Source organism: Dellaglioa sp. CoH-56-MRSF-13 (genome assembly GCF_056782095.1).
This window is the reverse complement of the sequence record NZ_JBXAYC010000082.1, coordinates 1-388: the sequence shown is the minus strand read 5'-3', so window position 1 is coordinate 388 and position 388 is coordinate 1. Positions and strand designations below refer to the sequence as shown.

Genomic DNA, 388 nt, shown 5'->3' with positions numbered 1-388 from the left:
GTATATCATCGGGTGGATAAAATCCGTACTCCGACGCAATTAGCTTATACCGCTCCATCGTATCCTTTGAACTATTCAAAGGGAAAAAAGCTGTGGGCGGCCAGAGACAGCTTCGTCTCTGAAACCGCGCCACACTCCTTGCACGTGATACGAACGCGTTCCTCAACACCATACTTTTTCAGCTGTGCTTCGAAGTCCTTGATAAGTGCTACCTGATCAGGTGTGCACTCACCGACGATATCAATCCTCTGCTTGAGAGTCAGATAACCGGCTACGTGTTGGATATGCGTAGCGAGTTGAGCCAAGAACGAGAATTCGGAGCGTTGCTCTTCATCCTTCATCTCAGGAGCATCCGCAAACTCAAGGACGTCGCGCATGGTAGGGGGAC

Annotated in this window: 1 protein-coding gene; it reads right to left on the bottom strand. The window is 50.3% G+C overall.

What is annotated here, in order from left to right; genetic code table 11:
• Window positions 1-71: 71 nt before the first annotated feature.
• The coding region (locus AC1RP1_RS07985; RefSeq protein ID WP_481762717.1) for a hypothetical protein at window positions 72-388 on the bottom strand (317 nt) is incomplete at its 5' end.